The 23,174-nt window shown below is 62.6% G+C and carries 24 protein-coding genes; 21 read left to right on the forward strand and 3 right to left on the reverse strand.

From position 1 onward, the window contains the following. Positions 1 to 11 precede the first annotated feature (11 nt). Positions 12 to 1,172, reverse strand: a complete 1,161-nt coding sequence (locus tag IVB18_RS19970; protein WP_247990706.1) for an ABC transporter ATP-binding protein — start codon at positions 1,170 to 1,172, stop codon at positions 12 to 14. A 342-nt stretch (positions 1,173 to 1,514) separates the two neighbouring features. On the opposite strand from IVB18_RS19970, the gene IVB18_RS19975 reads away from it, so the two are divergent. From IVB18_RS19975 to IVB18_RS20020, 10 genes are all read left to right on the forward strand, one after another. Then, positions 1,515 to 2,261, forward strand: coding sequence for a class II aldolase and adducin N-terminal domain-containing protein (locus tag IVB18_RS19975; protein WP_247990707.1), 747 nt, complete (start codon positions 1,515 to 1,517; stop codon positions 2,259 to 2,261). 141 nt (positions 2,262 to 2,402) lie between these two features. Continuing rightward, positions 2,403 to 3,917 (forward strand): 4-hydroxyphenylacetate 3-hydroxylase family protein, encoded by a 1,515-nt coding sequence (locus tag IVB18_RS19980; protein ID WP_247990708.1) that lies wholly within the window; start codon positions 2,403 to 2,405, stop codon positions 3,915 to 3,917. 21 nt (positions 3,918 to 3,938) lie between these two features. Next, entirely contained in the window at positions 3,939 to 4,481 is a 543-nt protein-coding gene (locus IVB18_RS19985; protein WP_247990709.1) for a flavin reductase family protein, read from the forward strand. Between the two features lie 68 nt (positions 4,482 to 4,549). Beyond that, on the forward strand, positions 4,550 to 4,969 hold the full coding sequence (locus IVB18_RS19990; RefSeq protein ID WP_247990710.1) for a RidA family protein: 420 nt from the start codon (positions 4,550 to 4,552) through the stop codon (positions 4,967 to 4,969). A 7-nt stretch (positions 4,970 to 4,976) separates the two neighbouring features. Beyond that, positions 4,977 to 5,657: a DUF1028 domain-containing protein gene (locus tag IVB18_RS19995; RefSeq protein WP_247990711.1), complete on the forward strand. Its 681-nt coding sequence runs from the start codon at positions 4,977 to 4,979 to the stop codon at positions 5,655 to 5,657. A gap of 128 nt (positions 5,658 to 5,785) precedes the next feature. After that, positions 5,786 to 6,781 (forward strand): LysR family transcriptional regulator, encoded by a 996-nt coding sequence (locus tag IVB18_RS20000; RefSeq protein ID WP_247990712.1) that lies wholly within the window; start codon positions 5,786 to 5,788, stop codon positions 6,779 to 6,781. Positions 6,782 to 7,136: 355 nt separating this feature from the next. Then, positions 7,137 to 8,174, forward strand: coding sequence for a hypothetical protein (locus IVB18_RS20005; RefSeq protein ID WP_247990713.1), 1,038 nt, complete (start codon positions 7,137 to 7,139; stop codon positions 8,172 to 8,174). Positions 8,175 to 8,597: 423 nt separating this feature from the next. Next, entirely contained in the window at positions 8,598 to 8,810 is a 213-nt protein-coding gene (locus IVB18_RS20010) for a hypothetical protein (RefSeq protein ID WP_247990714.1), read from the forward strand. Beyond that, positions 8,771 to 9,337 (forward strand): hypothetical protein, encoded by a 567-nt coding sequence (locus IVB18_RS20015; protein ID WP_247990715.1) that lies wholly within the window; start codon positions 8,771 to 8,773, stop codon positions 9,335 to 9,337. Before IVB18_RS20010 ends, IVB18_RS20015 begins: the two co-directional genes overlap by 40 nt. Positions 9,338 to 9,669: 332 nt before the next feature. Then, on the forward strand, positions 9,670 to 9,882 hold the full coding sequence (locus IVB18_RS20020) for a hypothetical protein (protein WP_247990716.1): 213 nt from the start codon (positions 9,670 to 9,672) through the stop codon (positions 9,880 to 9,882). A gap of 124 nt (positions 9,883 to 10,006) precedes the next feature. On the opposite strand, the gene IVB18_RS20025 is transcribed toward IVB18_RS20020, so the two are convergent. Beyond that, positions 10,007 to 10,246, reverse strand: a complete 240-nt coding sequence (locus IVB18_RS20025) for a hypothetical protein (protein WP_247990717.1) — start codon at positions 10,244 to 10,246, stop codon at positions 10,007 to 10,009. 292 nt (positions 10,247 to 10,538) lie between these two features. Here IVB18_RS20025 and IVB18_RS20030 point away from each other — a divergent pair, with 292 nt between their 5' ends. Then, the gene (locus IVB18_RS20030) at positions 10,539 to 11,819 is read left to right on the forward strand and encodes a c-type cytochrome (protein ID WP_247990718.1); all 1,281 of its coding nucleotides are present in this window, start codon (positions 10,539 to 10,541) and stop codon (positions 11,817 to 11,819) included. Between the two features lie 17 nt (positions 11,820 to 11,836). On the opposite strand, the gene IVB18_RS20035 is transcribed toward IVB18_RS20030, so the two are convergent. Continuing rightward, entirely contained in the window at positions 11,837 to 13,807 is a 1,971-nt protein-coding gene (locus IVB18_RS20035; RefSeq protein WP_247990719.1) for a 4Fe-4S binding protein, read from the reverse strand. A gap of 200 nt (positions 13,808 to 14,007) precedes the next feature. Between IVB18_RS20035 and IVB18_RS20040 the strand changes: the two genes are divergently transcribed. From IVB18_RS20040 to IVB18_RS20085, 10 genes are all read left to right on the forward strand, one after another. Continuing rightward, the gene (locus IVB18_RS20040) at positions 14,008 to 14,715 is read left to right on the forward strand and encodes a biotin/lipoate--protein ligase family protein (RefSeq protein ID WP_247991678.1); all 708 of its coding nucleotides are present in this window, start codon (positions 14,008 to 14,010) and stop codon (positions 14,713 to 14,715) included. Then, positions 14,712 to 15,251: a DUF6505 family protein gene (locus IVB18_RS20045; RefSeq protein ID WP_247990720.1), complete on the forward strand. Its 540-nt coding sequence runs from the start codon at positions 14,712 to 14,714 to the stop codon at positions 15,249 to 15,251. The genes IVB18_RS20040 and IVB18_RS20045 overlap by 4 nt, the downstream gene beginning before the upstream one ends. Then, positions 15,248 to 16,255: a DUF6352 family protein gene (locus tag IVB18_RS20050; RefSeq protein WP_247990721.1), complete on the forward strand. Its 1,008-nt coding sequence runs from the start codon at positions 15,248 to 15,250 to the stop codon at positions 16,253 to 16,255. The genes IVB18_RS20045 and IVB18_RS20050 overlap by 4 nt, the downstream gene beginning before the upstream one ends. Further along, positions 16,252 to 16,767 (forward strand): DUF3305 domain-containing protein, encoded by a 516-nt coding sequence (locus IVB18_RS20055; RefSeq protein WP_247990722.1) that lies wholly within the window; start codon positions 16,252 to 16,254, stop codon positions 16,765 to 16,767. The genes IVB18_RS20050 and IVB18_RS20055 overlap by 4 nt, the downstream gene beginning before the upstream one ends. Next, on the forward strand, positions 16,764 to 17,387 hold the full coding sequence (locus tag IVB18_RS20060; protein ID WP_247990723.1) for a DUF3306 domain-containing protein: 624 nt from the start codon (positions 16,764 to 16,766) through the stop codon (positions 17,385 to 17,387). Before IVB18_RS20055 ends, IVB18_RS20060 begins: the two co-directional genes overlap by 4 nt. Before the next feature lie 130 nt (positions 17,388 to 17,517). After that, positions 17,518 to 18,300, forward strand: a complete 783-nt coding sequence (locus IVB18_RS20065; protein ID WP_247990724.1) for a Cro/CI family transcriptional regulator — start codon at positions 17,518 to 17,520, stop codon at positions 18,298 to 18,300. A 29-nt stretch (positions 18,301 to 18,329) separates the two neighbouring features. Next, positions 18,330 to 18,539, forward strand: a complete 210-nt coding sequence (locus IVB18_RS20070) for a twin-arginine translocation signal domain-containing protein (RefSeq protein ID WP_247990725.1) — start codon at positions 18,330 to 18,332, stop codon at positions 18,537 to 18,539. A 12-nt stretch (positions 18,540 to 18,551) separates the two neighbouring features. Further along, positions 18,552 to 21,494 carry a formate dehydrogenase subunit alpha gene (locus IVB18_RS20075; protein WP_247990726.1) on the forward strand — a complete coding sequence of 981 codons (2,943 nt, stop codon included), beginning with the start codon at positions 18,552 to 18,554 and terminating at the stop codon, positions 21,492 to 21,494. 12 nt (positions 21,495 to 21,506) lie between these two features. After that, a complete protein-coding gene (gene fdh3B / locus IVB18_RS20080) occupies positions 21,507 to 22,103 on the forward strand; it encodes a formate dehydrogenase FDH3 subunit beta (RefSeq protein WP_247990727.1) in 597 nt (198 codons plus the stop codon). A gap of 42 nt (positions 22,104 to 22,145) precedes the next feature. Beyond that, positions 22,146 to 23,159: a formate dehydrogenase subunit gamma gene (locus IVB18_RS20085; RefSeq protein ID WP_247990728.1), complete on the forward strand. Its 1,014-nt coding sequence runs from the start codon at positions 22,146 to 22,148 to the stop codon at positions 23,157 to 23,159. The last annotated feature ends 15 nt before the right edge of the window (positions 23,160 to 23,174 follow it).

The raw sequence follows: 23,174 nt of genomic DNA on the forward strand, positions 1-23,174 counted from the left end.
GCAGGCCTTGCTCATGTAATCGCCGCGGCCGAGCGGCCCTCGAGCAGGCGGGCCTGTTGGCGGTCCCAGCGCAGGAAGACATTTTCGCCGATCGCAACCGGCGGCAAACCGGCGCCACGGCGTACGGTCAACACGGTGTCGCTGGGAAGCCGGACCAGAAGTCTCGTCTCCGAGCCCGCATAAATGCTCTCCTCGATGCGGCCGGACAGGAAGCTGTCATCATTCTTGCAGAGCAGGAGCTTTTCAGGGCGGACGACCAGTGCGGCCTGTTCGCCCATCGGCGCGGAGCAACCGTCGGGCAGCGGCAAGACGCCATCGGCAGTTTCGATGCGACCGCCTGCGGCGACGGTCCCGTAGATCAGGTTTGATGCACCGATGAAGTCGGCGACAAACGTGTTGGCGGGCCGCTCGTAGATGTCCTCAGGCCTGCCTAACTGCTCGATCCGCCCGTCGTTCATCAGGCAGATGCGGTCGGCCAGCGCCAGCGCCTCCTCCTGATCGTGCGTCACGAAGATGATGGTCGCGCCGGTCTCCCGGTGCAGCCGCTTGATCTCGATCCGCATGCTATCCCGCAGCTTCTTGTCCAGCGCGGATAGCGACTCATCCATCAGGATCAGCGATGGCCGGTAAACGAAGCAGCGGGCAAGCGCCACGCGTTGCTGCTGGCCGCCTGACAGATCCCGGGGGAAGCGGCTGGCGAACTCCGACAGGCCGACCATTGCGAGCGTCGCCTCGACCCTGCTCCGCACTTTGTCTGCCGGCGTTCCGCGCATCTGCAGGGGAAATGCAACATTCTCCCGCACGGTGAGGTGAGGGAACAGCGCATAGTTTTGAAAGACAACGCCGATATCGCGCTTGTTGGCGGGATTGTCGGTCTCATCACGACCGTCGATGACAAGACGGCCGCTTGACGGCTCGACCAGCCCGGAGATGATCTGCAGCAGCGTCGTCTTCCCCGAGCCCGATGGGCCGAGAACGGCCAATAGCTCGCCGGCAACGACCTTCAATTCGAGCGGCTTGAGCACCATCGAGGTGCCGTACGCCTTCGCGATGCCACGGACATGCAGTTTGACCCGCGACGACTGCTGCGCGGGCTCACCTGCCGGAGTCTGATCGGATGCCACATCGTCGACCTCCGGACCGAGGTCATTACGCGCCAATCGCCACAACATCCGAAACGCATCGCTACGGCGGCTTCGAAGGGGTGGAAAGGCGCGGATCGCGTCCATTACAGGTCCTGTCGGGTCAACTTGCGCAAAGTAAGCCGTCCGGAGCCGCAATGTGTAAATTACGAAATCCGGGCCCTTTGCTTAGACGAGGCCTAATCGGCCGGAGTGCGGAATTATTGGGCGATGATTGACTATGCATTGATCTTTGCGCTCGATGCGGCGGCACTTGCAACTATAGCTTCACAGTAATCACCGGCCACGATTTTCCTATTTTACCCCATGGATCGAAGTCCGTAAATCTCAGCTGCCCCATTCGAGACGCCTTCAGATTCCTCGGAGCGACAGATGAACCACTCCGCCGCAGCGCCGGATGAACAGCAGCTCCGCATTGATCTCGCTGCGGCGTTCCGCATCATCGCCAGGCTCGGCATGCACGAGGCTGTCGCGAACCACCTCAGCGCCGCCGTTTCGGCCGACGGCCGAAAATTTCTGATGAATCCGAAGTGGCGCCATTTTTCCCGCATCAAGGCCAGCGATCTCGTGCTGTTCGATCTCGATGACGCGAGGGGTCTGAAGGACAGGCCCGATGTCGATCCGACTGCATGGGCGATCCATGGCCAGATGCACAAGCAACTGCCGCAGGCCCGGGTCGTGATGCATCTGCATCCGCCCTTTGCGACGACGATCGCGTCGCTGGCAGATCCGAGCGTCAGGCCGATCGATCAGAATACGGCGCGCTACTTCAACCGGCTCGCCATCGACGAAAGCTACGCCGGAATGGCCGACAGCGAGCAGGAGGGCGCCCGCCTGGCCCGGCTGCTCGGCAACAAGTCGCGGCTGATGATGGGGAATCACGGCGTGCTCGTTACCGCGAGCAGCATCGGTGAAGCCTTCGATGACATCTATACGCTTGAGCGCAGCTGTCAGATCCTTGTGCAGGCCTACGCAACCGGCCAGCCGCTCAAGGTTCTGCCCGACGAGGTCGCCGAAAACACCGCGCAGGATTGGGAGCGGATCACCGACTTCTCGATCGCTCATTTCGAGGAGATGAAGCGCATTCTTGATGCCGAAGATCCGTCCTACGCGCACTGAGCTGCGGCTGAGGCATGGACGCCTCGGAGCGCCGTGGTTCGGCTATCGCTAAGCAGGGCACCGGAAAGTTCGAGTTTTTCTTTGCTTGCCGACACGCGATAGTTCCAACCAGGCCACCGAGAAGACGAAACAGGAGCGGATATGATACGGACCGGTGAAGAATACAAAGCTTCCATTCGGGACAGCCGCGCCGTCTATATGAACGGTGAGAGGATCAAGGACGTCACCACTCATCCGTCGTTCAAGCCGCTGGTCGATATCCGCGCCCGCATCTACGACCTCCAGCATGACCCGGCGAGCCGTCACCTGATGACCTATAGGGAGGACGGCGAAATCCATGCCATTAACAACAAGCTGCCGTTGAGCCAGCAGGACTGGTGGGACAAGCGCCGCGCGACCGATACGGTGCTGGAAGATGTCGGCGGCGTGGTCACGCGCGTCGGCGACGAAACCGTCGGCGAAATGTGGTCACTGTTCGATGGACAGGATGTGCTCAACGAGGTGGACCCGCAGTTCTCGAAGAACATCCGCAACCATATCTTCAAGGTTCTCCATACCGATCCCTTTCATGTCTCGGCGAACACGGATCCCAAGGGCGATCGTTCGAAGGCGCCGCAGGACCAGGATCCGGACATGTTGCTGCATGTCGTCAAGGAGACCGATGCCGGCATCATCGTGCGCGGGGCGAAATACGAAACTGCCGCTGCCTACGCCAACCAGGCCTTCACCAAGCCGACGATCGCCAATTGGGGAGATGCCGCCTATTCGGACTATGCCGTCGGCTTCATTTGCGATCTTGGTTCACCTGGACTGAAGTTCATCTGTCGTACCGGCTTCGCCGGCCGCGCGCCGATCGACGACTATCCGCTGTCCAACCGGTTCGACGAGGTCGACACGCTCGTCGTCTTCGACAACGTCCTGATCCCCTGGGAGAACGTGTTGTTCTACCGGCACACCAAGGCCGCGGTGTTCATTCGTGCCACGCTGCATCGCTATTCGGCCTTTGCCTTCGTGCAGCGCAATCTCAAGCTCGCCGACATGCTGATCGGCGCGGCGCTTTTCAACGTCCGTCAGACCGGTCTTGAGAAGCAGCAGGCAGTGCAGGAGAAGCTCTCGCAACTCGCCATCTACCGTGAGGGTATCAACGCCCATCTCACCGCAGCGATTGCGCTGCCCGAGCGCAGTCCCGGTGGCCTGATGATGCCGAACCAGTCGCTGCTCTATACGGGACGCGTGCTGGCCTGCTCGCAGCTCCACGAGATGATGCATATCGCGCGCGAATTGTGCGGGGGGCAGATCTGCGTGACGCCGGACAAGGCGGCGTTCGACGATGCCGAGACAGGCCCGTGGCTCGAGAAGTTCTACACGATCAACGATCAGTGGGTTGCCGATGACAGGCGGCGACTGCTTGCCTTTGCGCGCGATCTCCTGAATTCGGACTATGGCGGTCATCGCCTGACGTTCCAGTTGTTCGCGCAATCGGCGCCGTTCGCGCATCTTGCCGCAGTCTATCGCAATTTCGATTGGGACGGTCCGCTGGACTTCGTCCGCAGGTCCGCAGGGCTGTCCAGAAAGGTCCTCGACGCGAAGGGCGTCCGGACCGGCGATCGCGCCGTGAGCCAATGGTTCGGTCAGGTCAGGGACGCCGCCGAATAACGCACGCAGAGGAGGTCTTTCGTGTCAGCCATCAGCTTGCAACAGGCCGCGCCGGACATTCGTGCGCAATTCCTTGATGGAATGAGCCGTGCCGCATTCTGTGTCAACGTCGTGACGACCGACGGCCCGGCAGGCCGCGCCGGTGTTACGGTCTCGGCAATGTCATCAATTTCCGCCGACGGCAACAGCCCGACGGTGCTGGTTTGCATCCATCACCAGAGCAAGACGGCGGCGGCGATCGTCGAAAACGGCGTGTTCTGCATCAACATTCTGCGCGACGATCAATCCAGCATCGCCGACTGCTTCGGCGGGCGCAAGCTCGAGAGTGCCGACAAGTTTGCTTATGGCAAATGGGTAGAGGGTGACACGCGGGCGCCGCGTCTGGCCGATGCGGTCGTGGCGTTCGACTGCCGCGTGCTGTCGGCCGAACGGGTCGGCACGCATCACATCTTCATCGGCGCAGTGGGCTCGGTGACAATGGGATTGGGCACGGCGTTGATCTACGCGGACCGCGCCTATGGCAAGGCTCAGCGCATCGTCTCACCCGAGCCAAAGTCACCATAACCGCCTGCGGCACGAGGTCGTGCCGCAGGTCAAGCCTTATCGCTCCAATGACCACCCGGGAGAACCCGATGACCCACACGCGCATCCGTAAGTTTAACACAAAGGACACCTATCCTGAGCAGAAGCTCGACAATGATCTGTGCCAGGCCGTGGTTGCCACGGGCAGCATTGTCTTTGTCCGCGGACAGGTCGGGCAGGATCTCGACACCGCGGTGAATGTCGCCATCGGCGATCCCGTCGGTCAGGCCGACAAGGCGATGGCCAACGTCAAGATGCTTCTGGAGGAAGCCGGCTCGCGGCTCGAAGACATCTGCAAGATCACCATCTACATCACCGACCCACGTTATCGCGAGCCGGTCTATCGCAAGATCGGTGATTACCTGAAGGGCGTCTTTCCGGTTTCGACCGGTCTCGTGGTGTCGGCGCTGGCACGGCCGGAATGGCTGGTCGAGGTCGACGTCACCGCCGTCGTTCCCGACAACCGATGAGGCCGACATGACGTTTTCTCTGACGGCCCGGTGTCCGGACACCGGGATGTTCGGAATAGTGATCTCGTCCTCCTCGCCGGCAGTTGCGGCACGCTGTGTTCATCTGCGCGCCAAAGCCGGCGCGGTCGCGAGCCAGAACATTACCGATCCTGCGCTGGGCCAGATCGGTCTCGACCTGCTGGCGCGGGGCCTGAGCGCCAGTGACGTTCGCGATGCGGTCGTCGCATCGACCCCCTTCATCGCATATCGGCAGCTTGCGCTTGTCGACGCAGTTGGGCGCGTGGCGTTCCACTCCGGCAGCAACACGCTCGGCAATCACGCCATCCATCTCGGCGATGGCGTGATTGCTGCCGGCAACTTGCTGGCCAATGACCAGGTGCCGGCCGCGATGGTCCAGAATTATCAGGCCACCGCCGGCAAGCCGTTTGCCACGCGGCTGGTCGCGGCCCTGCAGGCGGGGCTCGACCAGGGCGGGGAGGCCGGCCCGGTCCGCTCCGCGGGTCTTTGCGTGGTGCGAGATGTGTCCTGGCCGATTGTGGACTTGCGGGTCGACTGGAGCGACCGGCCGATCGCCGCGCTCGAGGAGGCCTGGACCTGCTATGAGCCCCAGGTCGAAGACTATATCCGGCGCGCGAGCAACCCGTCCGAAGCGCCCCGCTTTGGTGTGGCCGGTGAAAGTCGGATCTGAACGACCGATGGGCCGGTTCAGCCCGGTCAATCCTGCTATATTCAGGCCGAAGCAACGCAATCGGCGCCCATGCCGGCAAGAGGGTGTGGTCGCTATCGGCCAAGTTCAGCAGAGATGAATAGTACCACATGAGATACACGCTACGCCAGATCGAGTACTTCATCGCGACGGCTGAGACAGGAAGCATCACTCTGGCCTCCGAGCGCGTCAACATATCGCAGCCTTCGATCTCGACGGCGATCACGCATCTCGAAGAGGAGCTCGGAACCCAGCTTTTCATCCGTCGCCATGCGCAAGGGCTCTCGCTCACGTCGGCCGGCCGGCTTTTGCTGGTCGAGGCAAAGCAACTGATCGAACAGGCCGAGCATGTCTATTCAGTCGCCTCCGAGGTCGGGGAGCGCGTCCGTGGACAATTGTCGCTGGGCTGTTTCATCACGCTCGCGCCGATGGTGATGCCGGAGCTGTCGCATTCGTTCACATCGACCTATCCGGAATCGCGCATCGTCCAGACGGTCGCCGACCATGAGCAGTTGCTGGAGCGTCTGCTAAGTGCCGAACTCGACGTTGCGATCACCTATGACCTGTTGATTCCCGACGAGTTCGAGTTTCTGCCGTTGGCGAGTCTGCCGCCACACGTCGTGGTCAGCGAGGCGGGGCCATTGGCGCGACACTCTGCCGTCAGTCTGCAGGAACTGGCACGCGAGCCGTTGATCCTGTTGGATCTGCCGATCAGCCGTGAATATTTTCTCAGCATGTTCATGAAGGAGGGCCTTGAGCCCAACATTGCGTCGCGCTCGACGCACCAGGACGTGATCCGGACGATGGTAGCTAACGGCTACGGCTACACGCTGGCGAACGTGCGCCCGCGTTGCGAGCTCGCGCTGGACGGACGGCGCGTCTCCCGGGTTCGCTTGTCCGGTGACCACAGACCGATGGTGATCGGCGTGCTGACGTTGTCGCAAAGCCGCAAGCCTCGCCTGGTTACGGTTTTCGAGGAGCACTGCCGCCGCTTTGTCTCCGACGCATACATCCCGGGCATGGTCGCGCCCGTCATGGAGCGCCGCACCTTTCTGGGGCAGATCAATGGCGACGGGGCGTTGCCCAGCAACGGCTCGTCGAGTTAATGCGCCGGACGGCCGTTGCGGATCGGCGAAGCCGTTGCTTCGTTCCCGGACGGGCGATCCGTTATCAAGTCGTGTCCATCCAGGTCACGGCCCTCGATCTATGGCGGTGATTGGGGGTGCTCAGTAGAGCAGAGCCGCCCGCACCGGCGAACTCCGGCATTGGATGTGAGAGCGGCGTCTTCAGAAAACGCATCCTGTCGCGCTTGTTGCTCGCGGCTGAAGATGGGGATGGGCTTCGCCGCGCGTGCGAAGTTGCTCAGGAGCGAGTGTCAGCTCCTGTGAAGGGTTTCGGATGCCGGCCCCATGACGGTGGGGCCGCGCGCACGGGGCCGGCGTCCGAAAGCCTCCAAGGGAGATGCTATGGGGCGGCGACGAGGATATTGCATCCATTGTTGCTGATGAACCGATGGAGCGCCCCATGCAGAAGTTGAACGATCTGAGCCGATCCCCGAGCCCCCTCGACCCGAATGGCACGCTGATCGCCGTTATCGAACTGAGCCTGTCGAGCTGGCTCGTCGCCGGCATCGTGCCTGGCGTCGAGCGCCAGCCATTGAAGAAGCTCGCGGTCGACGAGAGCGCATTGCTGAAGTTGCTGCATCGATGGCGAGAGGAAGCGGCGAAGGCCGGGCATCGGATCAAACGCATCGCCGTCGTTTTCGAGGCCGGCCGTGACGGCTTCTGGCTGGCGCGCTGGCTCAGGGCACGCGACATTGAGGCTCACGTCATTCACGCATCGAGTGTGGCGGTGTCGCGCGAGCACCGGCGCGCCAAGACCGATCGGCTCGACACCGAGCTGCTCAAACGCTCTTTTCTCGGCTGGCTGCGCGGCGAGCGTGATCACTGCAAGATGGTGGCGATCCCGACAATCCAGGACGAAGATGCCAATCCGGCTACGCAGCGTCGCCCGTTGCGCATCTTCCCAGGCGAACGGCGCCGTCACATGCGCCTCGCCGCACTCCAGATGACAATAGGTGCCGGCGGTGAACGTCGCCGGCATGAGGGCGGCGCTCTCGCCGTTCTTCGTGATGAGATCGTAGATGACGGAAAGATTGCGATCGCGCTCGAGGCCCAGATCGATGACGGCGTACAGGCTGTTGTTGAGCGTCGCGTCGTTTCGGTCCGAAAAGAATTCGAGGAAGAGCCATGGCGAACCGTCGGTTCTCCGACCGAGAAGCGCCTTTCGCGGCACGGCGAAGTAGAGGTGGTCGTCGCCGAAAGCCGGCAGGACGATGAAATCCCCGGTCAGGGTGCTGCCTTGCCAGTCCGGTGCGCCTTGATCAATCGCGGGCATCACAGCGCACCCCGAGGTCTTGAGGTGCTCGGCCGTCGAAAGTCCGGCTTGCAATCGCAGCGTGGTTTCAATCCGTTTGGCAGCGGTGTGAGCGACTGCTGAAGGCCAATCGATTGCGCAGCTTCGACGGCGTCGCTGTGCAATGAACTGCTACTTGCTATCCCGGCCATGCTCATGCCTTCACGCGTCCCACGCCAAGATAGTAAGATTTAAGAACTTCGATCTATACGAGTTACAACCTTAAGAAGAAACGTTCGCGCCTGCTTGAAGATTGCGGATATCTGGAACCCAGGAGCGAGGCGCGGCGTGCTCTGGCGCGAAGTGCGATCGTCGTCTCGTCAATGCGGCCGGAAAGGAAATGTGTGAGCCGGCGCGGTGACGATGATCGGAGTTTCGTACAAGTCGGCCGAAGAGATCCTCGCCCACCCGCGTTTCACTTAGGCTCGCCGCGCTCATGTCGACGCTTTGGCCGCAGTGTTCGTCAGGAGCAGAATTCCGAACCGGCTCATCGTCGACGCGGCCTGCGTGCTGACGGTGGATCTCCTGGTCGGGTTTTTTGCCGCCCATGACCGCGGCGATCCGACGACCTGGGCGACCGTGGGACGGTTGCAGAAGCTCGTCGCCGAGCTCGGCCTGGCGAGCCGGCGCCGAATGGACGATCTCATCGCCCGCTTTCGTCAAACCGGCTACGTGGAAAAATGGCGTCGAGCGTGGTCGACAAACGGATTCGGGTTCTGAAACCGACGGAGCGGCTGCTTGCGCACGACCGAGCTTACATTGCTGCTCTGTATCCCTTGGACATTCTGTTTCCGGACCGAGGCTACGAGCCGGTGGTTCGGCGTGATCCACGCCTGCATCTGGCGATACGCAGAATCGGTTCTCTCGAGTTTCCGACCGCCACCGCGTTCATCGGCCGCCATCCGGCGATCATGATGTTCCTCGCCCGCGATGCCGGTTACTGCGCCTTCCTTCTGCTGATGAAGGCGGTGCTCTCGGGAAAGCAGCTTGTGAGCGACGAGTTGTCCTTCACCGCCATTGCCGAGCGGGTCGGAGTCTCGCGGACGCACATCCGCAACCTGTTCGTCGAGGCTGCGGCGGAGGGCCATGTCAGCCTCACCGGGGCAGGGGGCTACGTGGCGAAGGTTCACGCGCGGCTGTTCGATACCTTCGATCTGTTCCTCCTCAAGCTACGATGCGATTGGCCAGATGGCGCTCGCGCGATAAGAAGATTCGTGAACGACGGCGGATTCGAGTTTAACCGCTGAGCGGTTCGCCGGAACATCTCAGGACCTAGGGAGTGTGAGCGACAAAGAGCCGGGAGTTCAGCGCCTGCCGTTATCGGTCGCTCGTGTCGAGCGAAAACAACTTCAAGTAGACGGCGCCGCGTCGTTAAAGACGACGCTTTGGGACTCGCCTGGACATCTTGGTGTTCCGCGCGCAGGGCTTGAGTTGGCTCAAATTGGCCCATGATGGATTGGAGCGAAGGACAACTCGATCGATGATCAAGAAAAAGAGAGATGTGAAGGATCTCACACGGCGGCCTCGAGTCTTGCACTAGTCAGGAGCTTCGACTCTCTCAGAACCAACGGAGATTCGCATGAAGCTCCTGATGATCTCCGGCCTGACCGTCCTCGCGCTTTTCGTGGCCGCGACAAGTATGCCGCGATCGCATCCATCGTCGGCGGGTCGCACATCGGTAGCAGGGATGCCCGCAGTGCAAGAGATCCAAAAGGCGCCGCAACAAGGTCATCTGCCGGTTGAAGATTTCGAAGATCGATCCCTGGTCTTTCCAAGGGAAACACAGCGGTAGCGGGAATGCTGCGGTTGCTGCGCCCCGAACTAACTGAGGTTCGATCTGCGCGTCAGGCGGCTCGTACGATTTCGAACAGCTCGATGCGTCCGGCGGCTGGTCCGCCTGCGAGAGCGGCGGTGTCTCAAGGACTCATGAAAATGGAATTGATTCCAACAGGATCGACGGGCACTCCGAAAGATTGAGGCGGCGCACGGTGAAGGTCGATTTCAAGGATAGCGAATAGTAGCGCTAGCACGGCGACGATGTAGACGAGCAGTGGCGACGCGCTTTGAGTGGCGGGATCGCTATCTTTCGGCGGCAAGGCGCGAAAGTGCCACAACCGCGAGATGAACTGCAGATATGCTTTCGGGTGCATTTGCATGTTCGGCCTCAGCCTGTGAGGGGCCATTGGCGAGCCTGCGACGACGTGGGTCGCCATTCAAGGCGCCGGTTGTCGCACCCTGGAACCGAACACGACGCCCTTCGTTGAGTTGAATCAAATAGGTGGTCTTTTTGTCCGGCCGCCAAGCCTGCCGGGCGCACGAACGGTACCGGAAAGATCCGCACAACGGTCAGCGCCGGTGAGAATAGATTTGCGTCAAGCAGTGGCATTTTGACTGTGCCACAAAGATCAATCAGCAAGACAAAGCTGCGTTGTTCCCTTGGAATTAACCTTGCGTCTTGTCACTGCGCTTCTGACGGCATCGCTGCTTCTGGCGCTGCAACCGGTGCGCGCGCAGTTGACGGGACACGGCGGACCTGTCCGTGCGATCGCCGTTTCGGCCGATGGCAAGACCGTCCTGTCGGGTAGCTTCGACACCGCGGCGATCCGATGGTCCCTTGCAACCGAGTCCGCCGAGCAAGTCCTTCGCTTCCATTCGGATGCGGTGGACGCGGTTGCCTTCCTCGGGGACGGAAGAATGGCAACGGCCGGGGCAGACGGCCAGATTGCAATTTGGACGCCAGGCCGGCAGCAGCCCGACCAGGTTTTCGAAGGCCATACGGGGCCCATCGTCGGGCTCGCCGCTTCGCCCGATGCATCGAAGCTCGCATCAGCCTCGTGGGACCACACTGTGCGGGTTTCACCGTTGCTCGACGGTGCGACGCGCGTGCTGGAAGGTCACTTGCAAAACGTGAACGGTGTGGCCTTTGCTCCCGATGGAAAATCGCTGGTCAGCGTGGGCTACGACCGGACAATGCGGATCTGGCAGTTGCCGGACGGCACCTCCGAGATCGTTATGATGCCGGCGCCATTGAATGCCGTTGCCGTCTCGCCTGATGGCGAAATCGTCGCCGGCGCAGCAGATGGCAAGCTGCGCCTGCTGACCTCCGAGGGTAAGGATGCGGGCGAGGTGGCGGCCGGCGCTGCACCGATCGTGGCTCTGGCAATCTCCGGCGACGGCGCGTTGATCGCCGCCGCAAGCGTTGGCGGTACTGTCGCGATCGTCGACCGCAAGGCGCGCAGTGTGGTGCGCACGCTTGCGGGGTCCGGCGTTCCCGTCTGGTCAGTTGCTTTTTTGCCGGATGGCACGACCTTGTTGACCGGCGACGCCGACGGAAAGATCCGGCGCTGGAGTGCGCGCAGCGGCGAGCCCATCGGGTCGAACCTGCTCGGCACGCCAGCGGACCCACTCGCTGCGTTCGCCGGCGATCACGGAGCTGAGATCTTTAGAGCGTGCGTTGCGTGTCACACTTTATCGGAAACAGACGTGCAACGTGCAGGTCCGACGCTTGCCGGACTTTACGGCCGAAAGATCGCTTCGTTGCCGGGTTACCGCTTCTCCGACGCGCTCAAGAAGATGGATATCGTCTGGACACCCGAGACGGTCTCAAGACTGTTCGAGGTCGGTCCGAACACCTATACGCCAGGCACGAAGATGCCGGAGCAGCGCATTGGGTCGGCCGACGATCGCCGCGCGCTGACGGACTTTCTCGGCCGGGCCACGTCGAGATAGCCTTATAGTTTTGCGCTCTAATCCTTGTTTTCGCGTCGGCGGAGGTAATCATCCGTCGTGCGCGGCGGCGCGCGCTCGGGAACGCCCTTGAATGGATCGAACTGTTGCTCGCTCATGACAATGACGCGACAGTCCGCGCACATCCTTAAGACGTTGAGCCGTTTGTCCCCGGCGGGATACATCCAATGCCGCCCCTCGAGCTCCGTCGCGATCCGATCGATCGTGCTCTTGACGCCGAAGGGCGTGCCGCAGCGGACACACAGGGCCGGTTCTTCCTCCTTGATGATTTGCGCTGGCGCGCGCCTTGCTCGGAAGTCGATCTGCGGCTTGAGCCGGATGACCTTTTCAGGACAGGTGCTCTCGCACAGACCGCATTGCACGCAAGCGTCTTCCACGAATTTGAGGACGGGACGCTCGGGATCGGCGCGAAGCGCGCCGGTTGGGCAGGCCGAAACACAGGACAGGCACAGCGTGCAACCGCCGGTGTCGACGGTGATCGCACCGATCGGTGCGCCCTCGGGCAAGGCGATCACGTCAACGGTCTTGGGTGCGAGGCGATGTAGTTCACTCAAGCCGAAGCGAAGCAGATCGCTCCGCTTGCCGACCGTCCGGAAAGTCGCTGGCGTCTCGAGGCCAGCAAGGTTTCCAATCCCCGTCAGTTGCTCAGCCAAAGCATCGGGATCGTCAGTTTCGATCGTGGCCACACGGCGTCCGTCAAATCCGAGCCCCGCAAGAATGGTCTCTGCCATGCTGATCGTCAGCAATAATCCGGTCACGCCGTGTCGCGGCTTGGCGCGCAGCAGGAACCGCACGGCAGCCGCGCCATACGCGAATGCGCCGATGATTGCCTCCAGGCCGACCTGCGTCAGCTCGTTGACAGTGAGGGGAAGCACGTTGGCGTGCAATCCGTCGCCGTGGCGGGCGAGCGCATCGATCAGCGGCGTGCCGTGCTGGCTGTCATGCAGTAGCAGCACCGGATGCGTGCCGCCGGCCTCTTGATAGGTGAGCAACATGGCGCGAAGGATCTGCAACTGGGTGTCGGCGGGCGGCTGCGTATAGGATGCAGCTCCTGTGGGGCAAGCGGCCGCGCATTGCCCGCAACCTGCGCAGACTTCTGCGTTGACAGCGACATGGTCGCCGGCGGGCGTGATCGCGCCGGTCGGGCACAGATCGAGGCAGCGATGACATCCGGTCAGCTTCGAGCGCGAATGGGCGCAGAGGCTGGGCGTGAATTCGACATATTTCGGCTTGTCGAAACTGCCGACCAGATCGCGCGCGGCAAGCACCGCGCGCAGTACGGCCGCGGGATCTCTCGGATCCGCACGGAGATAGCCGTCCCGGAGGTCGTGCGCGGGAAACAGCGGCGGCTCGCCGGAGAGGTCAAGCACGAGATCGCAGCGCGAGGTCGCCCCATTGCGCGGGGCTTCGAACACGAAGCGGTCGCGCGAAGACGGGCGGGAGCGGGCGTAGTCGTCGATCGTGAGCTCGAAAGCGCCAAAATGTCCCCGCGCGTTCTGGATCGTGCCCTTCACGATCGGGAACACTGCCGTGGCAGGCGGCGTGACGTCTGCCGGCTGCTTGAGCATGACCGTGACATCGAGGTGGCCTGCGAGCAGCCGGCCGACGTCGACTGCAGCCTCATCGTGCCCATAGATCAGGATGATACCTTCGCTCGATAGTGTGACCAGCGGATAGTCCGGTGCGGGAATCGCAGCCGCCGCCAGCAGCGCCGCCATCTTCGCGCCTGCATTCGCGCCCTCGCGCGACCAGCCCGCCGTCTCGCGGATGTTAACGAACGTGATCCCGCCAGGGCGTTCGCCAATCGCATCGGTGAACTGCGCAGCCTGCTGCGTGCAGGCGACCATCAGCGGGCTGTCCGCTTTTGCGGCGTTGCGGAAATGATCGAGCTCTGCGCCGCAGAGATGACGAAAGCTCCTGATCTCGCAGTTGGGGCATCCACGCCGGATCGCAGCCATGTCGAGGCGCATCGTGTCTTCACACGAGCAGATCAGGACGGTCTTCGCTGGCTGCTCCAGGTGAATCCCTCCGTCAGTGCGGGCGCCGACTTACGGACTCGCGTCATTCCTACACCTCGTATAGATAGTTACTATCGGGAAGAAAAGGAAAGTGGAGGACGGCCCTGCGGTCGACCCCAACCAGCCACGTTTCCCCGGCGGAACCGATCCATCTGCCGCCGCCATTCACGCTCGTCCGATTGCGCGAGAGCGGTGACGCCTTTGCCCACGCTTGCTGCATTGCACCCAAGAGCGGTGCCGGCACGCTGGTGTGTGTCGGGCGGTTCGATCTTGCCGAATTCGCCGTGGTGCTCGAGCCCGGCGAACCCTTGAGCACCGCGCGACGCGCCTTCTACGCCGGCATGGTCGCGCTCACCGACGCTCTCGGCGCCTACGCGCCGCCGAACAAGGCAGTCGCGATCGGTTGGCCCGACGCCGTCAGGATTGATGGCGGGCTGGTCGGCGGCGGGCGGATGGGATGGCCGTCGTCCGCGCGCGAGGACGAGCCGCCCGCATGGCTCGTGTTTGGCGCCATGATCCGGACGGTCGCAATGACCGACCGGGGGCCCGGCGTTCATCCGCTCGCATCTGCGCTGGACGAGGAGGGGTTTGGCGAAGCGGGAGCCGAGCAGGTGACCGAGAGCTTTGCACGGCACCTCATGCGGGTTATCGATAGTTGGCAGGTCGATGGCTTTGACAGCGTCGCGCGCGACTATCTCAGCCGGGTTCCCCGCGAGCGGCAAACGCTTCAGAGGATCGACGATGGCGGCGATCTCCTGACGCGCCGCGTTGGCACCGACAGGACTGAGCGGAGCGAGCTCGTCAACGCGCTCGCCACGCCATCCTGGCTCGATCTGAAGCTAGGAGGGCCGCGGCTGTGAAACTGCTGCGCACCATCGCGCTCGACGCCTCCGACACCTTCGTGTTCGATGTGCCGGCCGAGCCAGGCGAATGGGCTGTCTCCGGCACCTTCCGCTTCTGCGAGCAGGATCCGGCGAAGCTCACCGGAAAGCCTCGCGCGGCCTTCCGCAGCGGCTTCCTCGGGGTGAAATCCTGGGGCTGGTCGACGCTGGTGCAGATTGTGCCGGCGACGGAGGACGATTGCCAGGCGCTGATCGAACTCCTTGCCAGGCAACTCCTCGATCGCTTCGGCGCGCCAGATCTGCCAACCGCGCGGACGGCCGCGGAAGAGGAGATCGCCTTTGCGCAGTCGCTCTGCACGCATCCGATCAGTTCGCTCATTGCCGTCCACCGCTTGGTGAGCGACGGCGAAGTCCGCGAGTCATTCCGCAGGCTGCAACTGCGGGAAGGGCAGGGACACGGCAAGGCGTTCTCGTTCATGGAGGTCGAGGATGATGTCGAACCCGACAGCGATCTCAGGCTTGCCGACATGAGCCAGGAGTCGCAGCACCGATGAATGATTTCTGGATCGCGTGTGGACACCATCTGCTCGATCGCGACGAGAGCGGTGGGCTCTGTGTCACCGACGAGTTCCTGAAAGCCTATTTCGCCCGTCCCGAGCTGATGCCGCCGGACGCAGCATGCCCGGTCGAACGGCAGCTGCACCGCGAGCTGCTCGCCGCTCCCCGCCAGCCGGTGAGCGCGGACGAGATCGCCGCGATTGCCGATGTGGATGCCCGAGAGAACTGGCGGTTTGTGCTCGCCTTTCGCGATCTCCTCGTGCGGCATCCGACGCTGGAAGCTGCCTATCTCGCAACCGTCCGGTCGAGGGCCAGCGATTTTCCGCCGCTATTCGTCAATCACCTCGTGCACGTGATCCTGCGCAACGCGCTCGATGACTGCGATGATCCGTTCGTGCTGCGCGCAGCCGAGCTGTTCTTCCGCCCGCAGCGCATCCTGCCGCATGAACAGGCCTTGCTGCTCGGCGATGAAGAGGTTGTCGGTGGGCAGAGCCCGACCCCGGTGCTCTCGCTGATGTCGATGCTGCGGGCAGTGACCGATGCCCAGCTGGACGTGTTGAGCGGGGACAATGCCGACGACTATTGGCACCGAAGCGACCATTTCGACATGGCGTTCGACCTCACCGCTGGCGGCCGCGGGCCGAGGGCGCTGGCGCAGGCGATGGCGCGCTGGATCTCCCATCTGCTCGGAATCGACGTTACCATCGAGCCGTTGCGCGAGCTGCGCGACGCGCGGCTCACCTGGTATGTCGGGCTCGACGCCGATGCTACCGGGCTCGGCGACCGTCTCTGGCATGGCGAGCGGCTCGATGATCGCAGCGCCGGACGCGTGCTCTCCTTGTTCCGCTTGACGTTTGCAGACACGAACACGGCCACAGAAGAGATAGAGGGCGAGCCGGTCTATCTCATCTTGTCGATGAACTCTGATCGGAAGCTCCGGATGAAGCCGCAGAATTTGCTGACGGGGCTGCCGATCAAACACCTGGAGATGGTGACGTGAGCCCGGCAGCGCTGCCGCTTGTGCGCATTCCCGTCGGCATCGTGGTCGAGCGGCACAAGGCGGACTCGCCGTGGACCGATTTTGTCTGGCGCGCTGTCGCTGTGCTGCCAGACGAGCCGGACACGAAACCCTGGACGGTGCTTCGCGAAGAGAACGAGGCAATGCTGTTCTATGCCGGCAGCGCCACGGTCGATCTCTATCCGTCTGAGACGGCGCGCTATCGCGACAATCTCGCTTCGGGTAGTCCGAGCATCTGGACCGTGTTGTCGCCTGCGGAAGGCGCTTGTTCCTATTCGGTGGCCGCTGCCACCGCCGATCCTGCGGAAGGCGAGGCGTTCACCGGGGCCGGTGCCAATCTTGTCGAGGCCGTACCGATGCCGGAGATGCTGCGCGAGGCGATTGAAAGTTTCGTTGCCGAGCACCACGTCGAACGTGAGTTCTTCAAGCGCAAGCGGCGGCAGGCAGATCCGGAAGCGCTGGCGCGCCGGCAGCATGAAGGCGGACACGAATGAGTGAGGACAAGTTCCTGGCGCGCTGGTCCCGTCGCAAGCAGGAGGCGAAGGCGAACGCCACGCTACCGGACCCGGCAATGCACGACGTGCAGTCAGCACCGCCGCCCGCCGTGAAAGACGACGATGTGGAATTCGACCTCTCGAGCCTGCCTTCGATCGACTCGATCACGTCCGCGACCGACATCAAGGCGTTCCTGCGCAAAGGGATTCCGCAGGAGCTGACCCATGCGGCGCTTCGTCGCGCCTGGAGCGCCGATCCTGCCATTCGCGACTTCGTTGGGCTTGCGGAGAACGCATGGGATTTTAACGATCCGACGGCTATGCCGGGCTTTGGCCCGCTGGATTGTTCCGAGGGATCGTTGGCCGCGCTGGTCGACAGGGTCGTCGGTGGCCTGCGCAAGTCCGCCGAGGCGCAGCCTGAGATACCGGTAGAACCCGCGGATTCTTCGCGAGAATTGCGCCAAGCCGCGACGTCAAGCGTCGAAGTTGCCGCCGAGGAATCCACGACGACCGAACCCGCCCCTGTTCCTGTTGCATCGCAACCGACGGCGGCCGAAACCAGCGAGAGCGAAAGCGAGCCCATTCGGCGCTGCACACATGGCGGCGCGTTGCCTCGCTAGACCCCGACGAAAAGCTATAGCCTTGGGCTATGGGGAGGCAATTGACCCCCCGCGGGGCCAGGACTACGCTTCGCTTAGCGCTTTGTAACAAAAGAAAAATCAAGCACCTGGGACTTGGATGGAGGTCCGCGTGCGTGATGATGGCCTCGAGCGAGCCATTGACGCCGCCGGCGGCGTTGCCCAGCTTGCGCGCAAAATCGGCATCAGCCAGCCCTCCGTTTCGGACTGGAGCAAGGTGCCCGCGCAACGGGTGATTGCAGTCGAATCGGCCACCGGCATATCGCGCAACGAGTTGCGGCCTGATCTGTACAGGGAACCGCTGTTGTCCGAAGAGCCGATTGATGATCCCGTCGACGCGGCGCGTGCGCAGGAATATCTGCTGCTCGCGACGTTTTTGTCCGCAGCACCGTCAAAAAAGCTGCTCGATCAACTGACCGCGTTGGCCGGTGATGCGACGCCGCTTGGGCGCGCGCATGCTGTGCTGGCCGCAGCCGCCGGCGAGGCGGTCGTGGCGAAGGTCGAACGCGAATATTTCGACCTGTTCGTCGGTCTCGGCCGCGGCGAGCTCTTGCCCTATGCTTCCTACTACCTGACCGGCTTTCTCAACGAGCGACCGCTGTCGCGCCTGCGCGCCGATCTCGCTGCGTTTGGGATCGAGCGCGTCGCGAACAATTCGGAGCCGGAAGATCACGCGGCCATCCTGTGCGAGATCATGGCGGGCTTTGCCGGCGGCCGCCTCGAGGCCTCGTCTGACGCGCAGCGCACCTTCTTCGAGAAACACGTCGCGCCCTGGATGGGGCGGCTGTTCGCCGACATCGAGAGCGCAAAGAGCGCCACCTTCTATCGTGCGGTCGGCGCGCTCGGTCGCGCCTTTATGGACATCGAGACGGAAGCATTCACATTCGCCAACTGACTTGCACGCGCAGGTCCAGGAGAAATGCGATGGGTGAAGACAGGAAAGCCACAGTCGGGCGCCGCGCCTTCCTGCGCAAGCTCGCCATCGGCACGGCCGGCGCCGGCGTGACGCTCGCGACACCGCTGGTCGAGTCGGCCCAGGCCGATAGCGAGACCAACGATGAGAAGCGCAAGGCGCGCTACAAGGAAACCGATCACGTGAAGGCCTTTTATCGCGTCAATCGTTATCCGGTTTGAAGGGAGGCTGCCGTGCTGATCAAGCGAACATACCAGCGCTCCGAGCGCCACGGCTCCGTCGCCGAATCCCTCGCAGGGCAGGCCGGCGGTCTCGACCGTCGCAGCTTCTTACGCAAATCTGGTCTTGTCGGCGGCGCGCTCGCCGCGATCGGAACCCTGCCGGTCGGCGGCGTGCGCAAGGCGAAAGCGGCGATGGCCGGTCCGCTCACGGCAGGCGCGACCGTTCGCAAGAGCGTTTGCACGCATTGCGCGGTTGGATGCACCGTGACTGCGGAGGTGCTGAATGGGGTATGGATCGGCCAGGAGCCGAGCTGGGATTCTCCGATCAATCGCGGCTCGCATTGTGCCAAAGGCGCCTCCGTGCGCGAACTGGTGCACAGCGAGCGGCGGCTGCGCTATCCGATGAAGCTGGTAGACGGGCAGTGGACTCGCGTCTCCTGGGATACCGCGATCAACGAGATCGGAGACAAGCTTCAGGCCGTGCGCGAGAAGTCGGGTCCCGACTCCGTCTATTGGCTCGGCTCGGCCAAGATGACCAACGAAGGCGCCTACCTGTTCCGCAAGCTTGGTGCGTTCTGGGGAACCAACAACACCGACCACCAGGCCCGAATCTGCCATTCAACCACCGTCACCGGCGTCGCCAACACTTGGGGCTACGGTGCGATGACCAATAGCTACAATGACATTCGCAATGCCAAGACCCAGGTCATAATGGGCGGCAATCCGGCCGAGGCGCATCCGGTCTCGTTGCAGCATCTGCTCGAAGGCAAGGAGCTGCAAAAGGCCAACTTTATCGTCATCGACCCGCGCCTGACGCGCACGGCCGCACACGCGACCGAATATGTGCGCATGCGGCCGGGCACCGACATCCCGGTGCTCTACGGCATGATGTGGCACATTCTTCAGAACGGTTGGGAGGACAAGGAATTCATCCGACAGCGGGTCTATGGGTTCGATGATCTCCGCAAGGAAGTCGAGAAGTGGAATCCGGAAGAAGTCGAGCGCGTCACTGGTATTCCTGGCGAGCAGCTCAAGCGCGTCGCCAAGATGTTTGCCACCGAAAAGCCGGCCACGCTGATCTGGGCGATGGGCCAGACCCAGAAGACCGTCGGCACCGCCAATGTGCGCGCCAGTTGTATCGCGCTGCTGATGACCGGCAATGTCGGCGGACCGGGCATGGGAGCCAACATCTTCCGTGGCCACGACAATGTGCAGGGCGCGACCGATGTCGGGCTCGATATCGTCACGCTGCCATTCTACTATGGCCTCGCCGAAGGCGCCTGGAAGCACTGGTCACGCGTTTGGGACGTTGACTATGAGTTCCTGAAGTCGCGGTTCGATTCCAAGCAGATCATGGAAACGCCCGGCATCCCGCTGACGCGCTGGTTCGACGCGGTGACGCTGCCGAAGGATCAGATAGCGCAAAAAGACAATGTGCGGGCCGTGTTCGTGCAGGGACACGCTTCCAACAGCATCACCCGCATTCCCGAATCCCTGAACGGCCTGAAGGCGCTCGAGCTGCTCGTCATCGCCGACCCGCATCCGACGACCTGGGCCTCGCTCTCGGTCGAGGCGGGACGCAAGGACGGCGTCTACATTCTGCCGGTCGCTACGCAATTCGAGTGCAAGGGTTCGCGTGTCGCCTCCAACCGCTCGCTGCAATGGGGCGAGCAGATCGTGAAGCCGGTCTTCGAATCGAAGGATGATCTCGAGGTCATCTATTTGATGGCCAAGAAGCTCGGCTTCGCCGACCAGATGTTCAAGAAAATCAAGGTCGAGAACAATTTGCCCGAGGCAGAAGACGTGTTGCGCGAGATGAACCGCGGCAGCTGGTCGACCGGCTATTGCGGACAATCGCCCGAGCGTCTCAAGGCGCACATGAAGAACCAGGCGAAGTTCGACATGTTGACGATGCGGGCGCCCAAGGACGATCCCGAGGTCGGCGGCGACTATTACGGCCTGCCCTGGCCATGCTGGGGATCACCAGAGGTCAAGCATCCCGGCACGCCGCTGCTCTACAACACCAATCTGCATGTGATGGATGGCGGCGGCACGTTCCGGCCGCGTTTTGGCGTCGAGCGTGAAGAGAAGCTGCCGGACGGCACGACGCGGAAAGTAAGCCTGCTCGCGGACGGCTCGTACTCGAAGGGGTCAGCGATCGAGGACGGCTATCCGGAGTTCACTCTGGCGGTCCTGAAGAAGCTCGGCTGGGACACGGAGCTGACGGAAGCCGAGATGGCAACAATCAACAAAATCAATCCGGCAACTCCCGACACGGTGTCGTGGGCGCTCGATCTCTCAGGCGGTATCCAGCGCGTCGCGCTGGCGCATGGCTGTGTTCCCTATGGCAATGGCAAGGCGCGCATGAATGCCTTTGGCTTGCCGGATCCCATCCCGGTGCACCGCGAGCCGATCTACACGCCGCGCGTTGACCTCGTCGCCAAATATCCGACGCTGCCCGACGCCAAGCAATTCCGCATGCCCAATATCGGCTTCTCCGTGCAGAAGGCGGCGGTGGAGAAGGGGATCGCCAAGCAATTCCCGCTCATCCTGACGTCCGGCCGTCTGGTCGAATATGAGGGCGGCGGCGAGGAGACTCGCACCAACCCGTGGCTCGCCGAATTGCAGCAGGACATGTTCATCGAGATCAGTCCGGCTGATGCCGCCGAGCGTGGCGTCAAGGACGGCGGCTGGGTCTGGGTCACCGGCGCCGAGAACAATTCCAAGGCAAGGATGAAGGCACTCGTCACCGAGCGCGTTGGCAAGGGCGTTGCATGGATGCCTTTCCACTTCGGCGGTTGGCTCGCAGGCAAGGATCTTCGCAGCAACTACCCGAAGGGCACCGATCCGATCGTGCTCGGCGAAAGCGCGAACACGATCACCACCTACGGATATGATCCCGCGACGAACATGCAGGAGACCAAAGTCACTCTCTGCCAGATCGCGGCGGCGTAAGGAGCAACGACGATGGCACGTATGAAATTTCTCTGCGACGCCGACCGTTGCATCGAGTGCAACGCCTGCGTGACGGCCTGCAAGAACGAGCACGAGGTCCCCTGGGGCATCAACCGGCGCCGTGTCGTCACCATCAATGACGGCAAGCCGGGCGAACGCTCGGTCTCGATGGCCTGCATGCACTGCACGGATGCGCCCTGCGCGGCGGTGTGCCCGGTGAACTGCTTCTACACCACCGCCGATGGCGTGGTGCTGCATTCCAAGGATCTCTGCATCGGCTGCGGCTACTGTTTCTACGCCTGCCCGTTCGGCGCGCCGCAATACCCGAAGATCGGCAATTTCGGCTCGCGCGGCAAGATGGACAAGTGCACCTACTGCGCCGGCGGCCCCGAGGCCGATGGCAGCAAGGAGGAATACGAAAAATATGGTGCGAACCGTCTCGCCGAAGGCAAGCTCCCCCTGTGCGCCGAGATGTGTTCGACCAAGTCGCTGCTCGCCGGCGATGGCGAGATCATCGCCCAGATATACAAAGAACGCGTGCTGAAGCGTGGCTACGGCTCAGGCGCGTGGGGCTGGAAGACCGCCTATCGTGAGACGATCGAGTCCTGAAGCAGGCCGCGGTCGCGCGGCACCAATGCCGAGGAGGAGTTCATGTCGTCATTTGGAAGGTTCATTCGACTCGCCATCGGCGCGTGGGCGTTGCTTCTGTTGATCATGGCGGCTCCGGCACCGTCATCGGCGGAGCAGATCAATCCGACGGCGAGCTCGGTTAGCGAGCGCCAGTTGCTCCAGGAGATGGACCGGATCCAGGGGCGCGTCAGCATTCCCGACCAGCGCTCCAGCGTGCTGATGCAACCGGCCGGCCGCGAGTGGCGTGAATTCCGCAACGTCGTGCTGCGTTGGATCGGCGGCGTTGCCATCCTCGGAATTCTGGCGGTTCTCGTGATCTTCTATTTGACGCGCGGCATGGTTCGTCTGGAGAGTGGCCGATCCGGCCGCACAATCGTGCGATTCAACGCCTTTGAGCGCTTCGCGCACTGGATGACTGCGACCTGTTTCGTCATCCTTGCGGTCTCGGGACTGAACATCACATTCGGGCGGCCGCTGCTGCTTCCGCTAATTGGATTTGAGGCCTTCTCGGAATGGTCGCAATGGGCGAAGTACGCCCATAACTACCTCAGCTTTCCCTTCACAATTGGCGTCGTGCTGATCTTTCTGATGTGGATTGGTGGCAACATCCCGAGCAGGGTGGACCTGGAGTGGATCAAGCGCGGAGGCGGCCTGATCGGACATGATCATCCGCCGGCACGCCGCTTCAACGCCGGTCAAAAGGGGATCTACTGGATCGTTGTGATCGGTGGAGGTCTGGTTGCCACGACCGGCTATCAGCTCATGTTCCCGTTCTACCTGACGGGAATCGAAGGCATGCAAATTGCCCAGATTGTTCACTCCATCGTGGCCGTGCTGTTTATCGCGGCGATGCTCGCTCACATCTACATCGGCACGATCGGGATGGAGGGGGCCTTCGACGCGATGGGATCAGGTGAGGTGGATGTCAATTGGGCGCGCGAGCACCACAGCCTGTGGCTCGACCAGCAGTTGGCACGGAGCGGCCCGAACGATTCTCAGTCGCAGCCTCGCCGTGCTGCATCCGCAGCCGAATAGAGCTGGCGGACCATT

The sequence above is a fragment of the Bradyrhizobium sp. 186 genome (assembly GCF_023101685.1).
Taxonomy (GTDB): Bacteria; Pseudomonadota; Alphaproteobacteria; order Rhizobiales; family Xanthobacteraceae; genus Bradyrhizobium.

Bases quoted from the DNA above. Each gene is read 5' to 3' on its own strand.
- IVB18_RS19970 (WP_247990706.1), bottom strand. From the start codon at position 1,172: ATGTTGTGGCGATTGGCGCGTAATGACCTCGGTCCGGAGGTCGACGAT.
- IVB18_RS19975 (WP_247990707.1), top strand. From the start codon at position 1,515: ATGAACCACTCCGCCGCAGCGCCGGATGAACAGCAGCTCCGCATTGAT.
- IVB18_RS19980 (WP_247990708.1), top strand. From the start codon at position 2,403: ATGATACGGACCGGTGAAGAATACAAAGCTTCCATTCGGGACAGCCGC.
- IVB18_RS19990 (WP_247990710.1), top strand. From the start codon at position 4,550: ATGACCCACACGCGCATCCGTAAGTTTAACACAAAGGACACCTATCCT.
- IVB18_RS19995 (WP_247990711.1), top strand. From the start codon at position 4,977: ATGACGTTTTCTCTGACGGCCCGGTGTCCGGACACCGGGATGTTCGGA.
- IVB18_RS20000 (WP_247990712.1), top strand. From the start codon at position 5,786: ATGAGATACACGCTACGCCAGATCGAGTACTTCATCGCGACGGCTGAG.
- IVB18_RS20005 (WP_247990713.1), top strand. From the start codon at position 7,137: ATGCTATGGGGCGGCGACGAGGATATTGCATCCATTGTTGCTGATGAA.
- IVB18_RS20015 (WP_247990715.1), top strand. From the start codon at position 8,771: ATGGCGTCGAGCGTGGTCGACAAACGGATTCGGGTTCTGAAACCGACG.
- IVB18_RS20020 (WP_247990716.1), top strand. From the start codon at position 9,670: ATGAAGCTCCTGATGATCTCCGGCCTGACCGTCCTCGCGCTTTTCGTG.
- IVB18_RS20025 (WP_247990717.1), bottom strand. From the start codon at position 10,246: ATGCAAATGCACCCGAAAGCATATCTGCAGTTCATCTCGCGGTTGTGG.
- IVB18_RS20035 (WP_247990719.1), bottom strand. From the start codon at position 13,807: ATGCGCCTCGACATGGCTGCGATCCGGCGTGGATGCCCCAACTGCGAG.
- IVB18_RS20050 (WP_247990721.1), top strand. From the start codon at position 15,248: ATGAATGATTTCTGGATCGCGTGTGGACACCATCTGCTCGATCGCGAC.
- IVB18_RS20060 (WP_247990723.1), top strand. From the start codon at position 16,764: ATGAGTGAGGACAAGTTCCTGGCGCGCTGGTCCCGTCGCAAGCAGGAG.
- IVB18_RS20070 (WP_247990725.1), top strand. From the start codon at position 18,330: ATGGGTGAAGACAGGAAAGCCACAGTCGGGCGCCGCGCCTTCCTGCGC.
- fdh3B (WP_247990727.1), top strand. From the start codon at position 21,507: ATGGCACGTATGAAATTTCTCTGCGACGCCGACCGTTGCATCGAGTGC.
- IVB18_RS20085 (WP_247990728.1), top strand. From the start codon at position 22,146: ATGTCGTCATTTGGAAGGTTCATTCGACTCGCCATCGGCGCGTGGGCG.